The sequence below is a fragment of the Pedobacter sp. 01T416_2 genome (assembly GCF_056398925.1).
The window spans coordinates 1-7,722 of sequence record NZ_JBFTQI010000234.1 but is presented as its reverse complement, the minus strand read 5'-3'; the positions used below and the strand labels follow the sequence as shown (position 1 = coordinate 7,722).

Below are 7,722 nucleotides of genomic sequence, written 5' to 3'. Positions count from 1 at the left end.
GGGCATGGCTTACCCAAACACACCGGAGGATTCACTAATAATTTCAATTACAAGGGATTTGATCTGAATATCTTTTTTCAATGGTCTTATGGAAATGACCTGATGAATGCGAACAGAATTAAGTTTGAAGGAGGAGGTGGCAATTACCTAAATCAATTTGCCAGCTATGCAGATCGATGGACATTTGCTAACCCTGATTCTGATTTGCCACGTGTTAAAGGATTTCAAGGTGCAACAAGTGGTTACACGAGTGCAAATGTAGAAGATGGTTCCTATTTAAGGCTTAAAACAGTGTCTCTGGGATACACCTTCGATGATAAATTAATTCGCAGATTAAAGTTAAAATCTTTGAGGCTTTATGCTTCAGGACAAAACCTGATCACCTGGACCAAATACTCAGGTACAGATCCGGAAGTAAACACTAAAAGATCTGCCTTAACCTCAGGGTTTGATTACTCGGCTTATCCAAGAGCCCGTGTGATAACTGCCGGATTAAACGCATCATTTTAATAATTTAAAAATCAAAAAAAGAAACCAGCATGAGCATATGCTTACAAACGGCAACATATATGCTCATGCTAGCTTCATCACAATTAAAAAACAAACTATATAAAGATGAAAAAGTTACTTTTTTTATTATCGATAATAGCTGTTACGTTAGTATCGTGTGAAAAATTTCTAGATACCGAACCCATTGACAAAATATCTATTAAACAGTATTATACTGATGAAGCTGGATTAACACAAGCATTGGCCGGTGTTTATGATCAACTAGGCGTTATTTATGGAAATGCATTTTACGTGACTTACAACGCATGTACAGATGAGGGATATTACGCCAGAAACAACACCATTGGTCTTGCAACAAATAGTTATGACGCGGCTGACGCGAGCGTAGCTAATTTATGGGCTACGTGTTATCGCGGCATTGATCGTGCCAATACTTTAATTGCAAATATTCAGTTACCTCAAATGGACRAGGCAAAGCGTCAGATTATATTAGGCGAGGCATTATTTTTAAGAGGGTATTTCCATTTTATTTTAGTGCAAAATTATGGTAATGTTCCTATTAAAGTAGATCCTACCACTAACCCAGCTGATGTATTTGTATCTCCTTCGCCTGCCAAAGCGGTGTATGAACAAGTTTTGAAAGATATGAAAGACGCCGAAACAAAAGTAGGCACTTCTACCGCTATTGGGTTCTCTGGCCGTATATCCAAAACTGCTGTAGAAGGGATTTTGGTGAGGGTTTGCTTGCAAATGGCCGGCTATCCACTAAATGACAACAGTAAATATGCAGAAGCCTTAAGCTGGGCACAAAAAGTACAATCTTCAGGAGAGCATGCTTTAAAAACCAGTATAAATCCAGATCCAACCTGGACATACAATGCCTATACCGCCGCCACCCCAAGTGTTAAACAAACATTAGCCACTGCCTATAGCCAAATTTTTATCAATGAGGCACAAGATGTATATGATACAAAAGAAAGTATGTGGGAGGCTGAGTTCAACGGAGATCGGTCAGGAGTATACAATGAGCTTGGTGGTTTGGGCAGTCAAAATGGGATCACGATGACTGCAACACCTTTTATGGCGACCATAGGGTACAGTTATGGATTTATCAGGGGAACCGCGAGATTATACAAAGCTTACGGTGTAGGTGATTTACGCCGCGATTGGGCGCTAACCACTTTTACCTATAATGGTACTACAGGAGCCGAAACTGCAATAACCGCCGCAACGGGTTATGGAAGAGATTGTGCCAAATGGCGCCGGATATATGAAAAATCTAAAATTAAAGACAAAAACCAAACCGCTATCAATGCGCCTATATTGCGTTTTGCAGATGTATTGTTAATGTTGGCTGAAGCTGAAAACCAGGTAAATGGACCAACCACAACTGCATACAATGCTGTTAACCAGGTACGAAGAAGAGGTTATGGCTTAGATATTAATACAATAAGTGTGGTGGCAGATTTACCTGCCGGTTTATCAAAGGCACAATTTCAACAGGCGATTGAAGACGAACGTTTTCGTGAATTGTGCTTTGAAGGTACACGTCGTCTGGATTTAATCCGCTGGAATAAATACGTTCAGACACTGAATAGTGTTGGTAACGAGATAACAACTGGCTACGCAGCGCAAAACTGGGGAGGAACCGGAGGAAAAAATACAGTAGATAAACACCTGTTATATCCAATTCCTTTAAAAGAAATGGGAATAAACCCAAACCTAAAACCTCAAAATCCAGGTTGGTAAAAAATCTCAATATAAGCAACAATTACCCTGGACAGACAATCCAGGGTAGTTTTTGAAAAGCCTATTTTACGACATCGGTTCAACAAAACCGTTCTCCAATTTCTCTTGTGGCTATAAAATATAACTAAAAAATATTTTGATCTTTTCTATGATGAAAAAATATACATATTGCCTTTTGATTCTTGTGGCGAGTACGAAGCTGGCTTTTTGCCAAAAAATAYAGCCTTCTCAGTTATTTCAGAATTATAAACAAAACAAAAGCCAATCCTTATTGCCTGATTTTTCTTATGCGGGTTATCATTGTGGTGAAAAGAAGATTCCTTCAGACACTAAATACAAAATTTTTAATGTAGTCGATTTTGGTGCTAAACCAGATGACGAACTTTCTGATAAGGATGCGATACAGCGTGCCATTACTGCCGCTAACAATAATGGATCGGGCATTGTGTTTTTTCCAAAAGGGAGATTCCTGGTAAACGAAGATGTTGCTGCCAACAAAGGTATATTTTCAAAAGGAAGTAAGATTATCTTTAAAGGGAGTGGTTCTGGCCCAGGTGGTACCGAACTGTTTATGAAGCAGGCACTGTTACCAGGCGATCCAAAAAAAATGTGGACAGGACCTCCCATGTTTACATTTACGGCCAATGGGGCTGATAGCAAAATAGGAACCATTAAAGAGAGTGCCAGTGTTGGAGATTTCAAATTAAAGCTAACCGAAACAAATAAATTAAAAGCAGGCGATTGGATAGCTTTAAAATTATTGGATAACACACCTGCTTTAATTGATGAAGAATTAAGCCCGGCTAAGGTAAATATAACATGGACTTATCTGGTAAAAAAAGGAGTGGATGTTTGTATGTACTACCAGGTGGTAAGTATAAAAGATGATGAGATCCAATTGCATGCCCCMCTGGCTTATAAAGTTGATGTAAAGTATAAGTGGAAGGTAGAAAAATTTGCTAATGCAGCGGAAGTAGGTATCGAAGACATTGCATTTGTTGGCAACTGGAAAGAAAAATTTATACATCATCGTTCCTGGATGGATGACAGCGGCTTTAACCTTCTTATATTTAGCCGCTGTACCAATTCCTGGATGCAGAATTGCCGGTTCACCGATTGTAATGTTGCTGCCATTGTAGGGCAGAGCGCCAATGTAACCGTAATGAATTGTATGGTTACAGGAAATGCTGGTCACGAAGCCATCACATCGAACCATTCTACAAATGTGCTGTTGGCAAACTTAACAGATGAGGCTTCACAATGGCACTCATTTGGTGTAGCTAATGGCTCGGTTAATACTGTGGTCTGGCATTGTATCTATCCATCAACTACTAGTTTCGAGTCGCATTCAAGCCAGCCGAGAAATACACTTTTAGATAATGTAAAAGGCGGATTAATGCAGAATCATGGCGGAGGCGCAATAGAAAACATGCCCAACCATATGAAAGGGCTGGTTATATGGAACTATACACAAACCAATAAGCCAGTAAAAGATTTCGAATTTTGGCCATCCAATTATCTTTGGTGGAAAATGCCCGTTCCGGTAATTGAAGGGTTCATCGGAAACGGTACAACATTTAAAAAGGATCAGTTGAGTTCCGTAGAAGGCATCGATAAACAAGTATCTCCCTTATCGTTATACGAGGCGCAATTGCAGTTGCGTTTGAATAAACTCCCGGAGTGGTTGTTGCACACTAAATAAGACGAAGTTAAATTGATTAAAAAGGAATAAATGAAACAGATAACTTATTTTATATGGGTTGCGCTAGGGTTCAGTATTTTTAGTTTAGCAACATCATGTAGTAAAAAAGGCAGCGAAGTTGTTGAACAGCCCGTATCAAAAAGTACCGAACCAGAATATCAATTGGCATGGACTGATGACTTTAATGGCACTCAGCTTGATATGGCGAATTGGGAATATATGTATAACAATCAGGTACGACATTCAGCCATCAATGATGCAGCAACTATATCTGTGGCAAATGGCAACCTAATTCTTCAACCGTTTACTGATATCGTAAATGGTGTTACTACCCATCACGCATGCTATCTTGCTACTAAGAAGAAGGATTATCTATACGGACGTTTTGAAGCAAAAATCTCTTTCGTAAATGAGCCCGCATCATGGTCGGCTTTTTGGGTGAATTGTGGTGGAATGGGGAATCCGGTTGGTAATCCAAAAGTGGCGGGTACGGAAATGGATATCGTAGAATCGCTACCAAATGACGGAAGAGTGCAACATGCGATTCACTGGGATGGGTACGGAGCCGATCACAAATCCAAAGCATTTAAAACAGGTGATTTAGGCTGTAATAGCGGTAACTACCATATTTATGTGATGGAATGGACACCAGACTATTATAAATTTTATGTGGATGGAAACTTAACCTGGACTTTTAATGAAGCTATTTCGCAAAGAGGCGAATATATGATTTTTAGTACAGAAATAGCCGATGATTATTGGACTGGAAAAATACCAGCAGGTGGTTATGGAGCTAAAGGCCAGGGCAAAACGATCATGAAAATAGATTATGTAAAATATTACGCGCTCAAAAAGTAATACAACTTACAGCGCAATAACAGAGAAATGAGGTTGTATCATAAATATAGAATTGTCATCCTGAGCCTGTCGAAGGACCTGTTTAAATGCCCTTCAAAGCATTTCGACAAGCTCAATGCGACAAGTTCGAATGGAATCACAACTTATGATACAGCCTCTATAAAATGAAACCACATAGGTTTTTTACATCAAACCAAATGAAAAAAAAATATCATCAACTAAATCTTTTGCCTATTGCATTACTGATGTTTTTCCTTCTAGGGGGACTTAAAACTGCTTTCTCTCAATCAAATACTGCCGAAGTTTGCCAAACAATTACCTCAAGAATAGTTAAAAATTTAACTAATAATAGGCCTGATAATAAGTTAGTTACAGCAAATATAGCTGCCATAAAACCAGATGGAACCTGGCCCGGCGTGGATTATGCCAGTAAATCAATTACCATTTGGCCACCCACAGAACATTTAATAAAACTGCAAACACTTATTAAAGCCTATCTCACAAAAAACAGTGGTTTTTATGCAGATGCAAAGGTCTTTCAAAACATCAACAATGCATTGCAATACTGGTATAATTTAGATCCCAAAAGTGATAATTGGTGGTTTAATGAAATTTATACACCTCAATCCTTAGGCGAATCGCTCATCATGATGGAATATGGCGAGAAGAAATTAGATAAAGAACTGAAACTGAAACTTGTTGAAAGGATGAAAAGGGGTAATCCGGAAAAACAAGCTGGAGCCAACAAAACCGATATTGCACTTCATTATTTTTATAGAGCTGTATTAACAGAAGATGATACTTTGCTAGCTTTTTCCTTAAAGGAATTTTTTAGTCCGGTTGGTTTAGTTTATAAAAAAGAAGGCTTGCAATATGATAATTCTTATATGCAGCATGGATTACAATTATATATAGCGGGCTATGGTGATGTATTTATCAATAGCGTATTTAAATTGACAAACTATGTAAAAGAGACGCCCTATGCCTTAAGTGCCGATAAAGTTGCCCTTCTATCTAATTTTTATAGAAATACTTTTCTTAAAGCCATTCGTGGGGAATATGCTGATTTTAACATTGAGGGGCGTAGAATAAGTAGATTCGACATGTTAAATTTGGAGAAACAGATAGAAAGTGGTCAGATACTAAAAGCAAGTCCCCAAATTTTGATTGCAAAACAGGTTGACCCTAAAAACACTGTTGATTGGGATGGTGCCATTGCACGAATTACTGGTAAACAAGGGCCATCTTACAACGTTAAAAAGGTGCATACCCAATATTTTAATTCCGATTATACTTTACACGTAAGACCTGGGTATTCTTTTAATGTCCGTATGGTAAGTAACCGTACCAAGCGATGCGAATCAGGAAATAATGAGAATTTATTAGGGCGATATCTATCTGATGGAGCAACTAATATCCAGGTTAATGGCCCCGAATATTATAATATTATGCCCATTTGGGAGTGGGATAAAATACCAGGGGTTACCAGTAGGGATTACGCAACCGATAGGCCAATGACAGTATTTTGGGGTGAGCAAGGTAGTAATGACTTTGCTGGTGGTGTTAGCGATGGTGTATATGGTGCAAGTGCCTATGCACTCGATTATGATAGTGTTAAAGCGAAAAAATCCTGGTTCTTTTTTGATAATGAAATTATGTGTTTGGGAACAGACATTAAAAGTAATGAACCAGAAAGTATTACCACGACCATTAATCAGTGTTGGTTAAAGGGAAATGTAGAAAGTTCTTTAAGTAGAAATCCGATAGCAAAAGATAAAACAATCCAACATAATGAAAAATTAAGCGCTTGGTTTTTGCACGACAATGTAGGCTATTATTTTCCACAAGGTGGTAAYATCACATTAAGTACAGGTGTACAAAAAGGAAACTGGTATCATATTAACAACTCACAACCCAAAGATGAGCTTTCTGGTAATGTGTTTAAATTGTGGCTAAATCATGGTTCAAAACCACAAAATGCCAGTTATGCTTATATCGTACTGCCTGGGATTAAGGACGCAGCTAGTATGAAAAAATTTCAGGCCAACAATCTAAAAATTATAGCGAATAATCCAGCTATACAAGCCGTTTATCATCAAAAATTAAATATCCTACAAGCCATTTTTTATCAGCCAGGAAGATTGACTTTGCCATCAATGGAAATTAAGACAGATAAAGCCTGTGCCCTGATGATTAAAATGATAAATGGGAAACGGTTAATCTCTATTGCCGATCCGTTACAAAAAGAGAAAATAGCAACCTTGAGTCTCAAAGACTTAAAAACCGGGAAGACAGAACAGGTAACGGCTAATTTTCCGGAGGGCGCATTAGCAGGTTCAAGCGTTCAGTATAAAAACTAAAAAAGTGAAAAAAAGTTTTATTGGCTTAACAGCCTTGTTAATTCTCATTACAGTTAAAGTTTTTTCTCAAAACGCAGAATCAGGAATAGCTTTTGCCAATTACCATCGCTATTATGCGGATGGACAAAAAACAAAAAATCTCGTAAAGGAAAAATCAATCTCGGATTACAGGCAGTATTATTCGACACATGGTTATCATGTAAGTTCATTGAGCGATGAAAAATTGACTGTTTCCGAATGTATTTCTCTTCTTAATGAAGAGGGGCTGTTTTCAGATTTAATAGCTCAGGAGAAAAAAATAGTAAGCGAAAACTTGTCGCGAAAGAATGATTTAGCCATTCAACAAACCGTTGCAGGATTGGTTTATGAAGCTTACAACCGTATTTGGAAAATTGCTGAAGGGTATCGTAAAGGTGAGTTAAGTGAGAAAAACGCACTTACTAATAAGTACATAAAAGCAATCGTTCATTATGGCAATATAGAAATCAGCAGATCGAATAAAGTACATCGCTTTCATGCATCCTGTTTTGCCCTGCCTACAGC

At 38.1% G+C, this 7,722-nt stretch carries 5 protein-coding genes and 1 pseudogene; all 6 read left to right on the top strand.

The window, feature by feature from the left end; translation table 11 throughout:
- A pseudogene (locus AC1DPQ_RS11750) lies at nt 1-510 on the top strand (SusC/RagA family TonB-linked outer membrane protein); the annotation flags it as partial.
- A gap of 105 nt (nt 511-615) precedes the next feature.
- The gene (locus AC1DPQ_RS11745; protein WP_477609403.1) at nt 616-2,259 is read left to right on the top strand and encodes a RagB/SusD family nutrient uptake outer membrane protein; all 1,644 of its coding nucleotides are present in this window, start codon (nt 616-618) and stop codon (nt 2,257-2,259) included.
- 271 nt (nt 2,260-2,530) lie between these two features.
- Nucleotides 2,531-3,961: a DUF4955 domain-containing protein gene (locus AC1DPQ_RS11740; RefSeq protein WP_477609401.1), complete on the top strand. Its 1,431-nt coding sequence runs from the start codon at nt 2,531-2,533 to the stop codon at nt 3,959-3,961.
- 30 nt (nt 3,962-3,991) lie between these two features.
- Entirely contained in the window at nt 3,992-4,819 is an 828-nt protein-coding gene (locus AC1DPQ_RS11735; RefSeq protein WP_477579444.1) for a glycoside hydrolase family 16 protein, read from the top strand.
- 197 nt (nt 4,820-5,016) lie between these two features.
- Nucleotides 5,017-7,179 (top strand): chondroitinase-AC, encoded by a 2,163-nt coding sequence (cslA, locus tag AC1DPQ_RS11730; protein ID WP_477579442.1) that lies wholly within the window; start codon nt 5,017-5,019, stop codon nt 7,177-7,179.
- A 4-nt stretch (nt 7,180-7,183) separates the two neighbouring features.
- On the top strand, nt 7,184-7,722 hold a 539-nt coding region (locus AC1DPQ_RS11725; RefSeq protein ID WP_477609399.1), incomplete at its 3' end, for a hypothetical protein.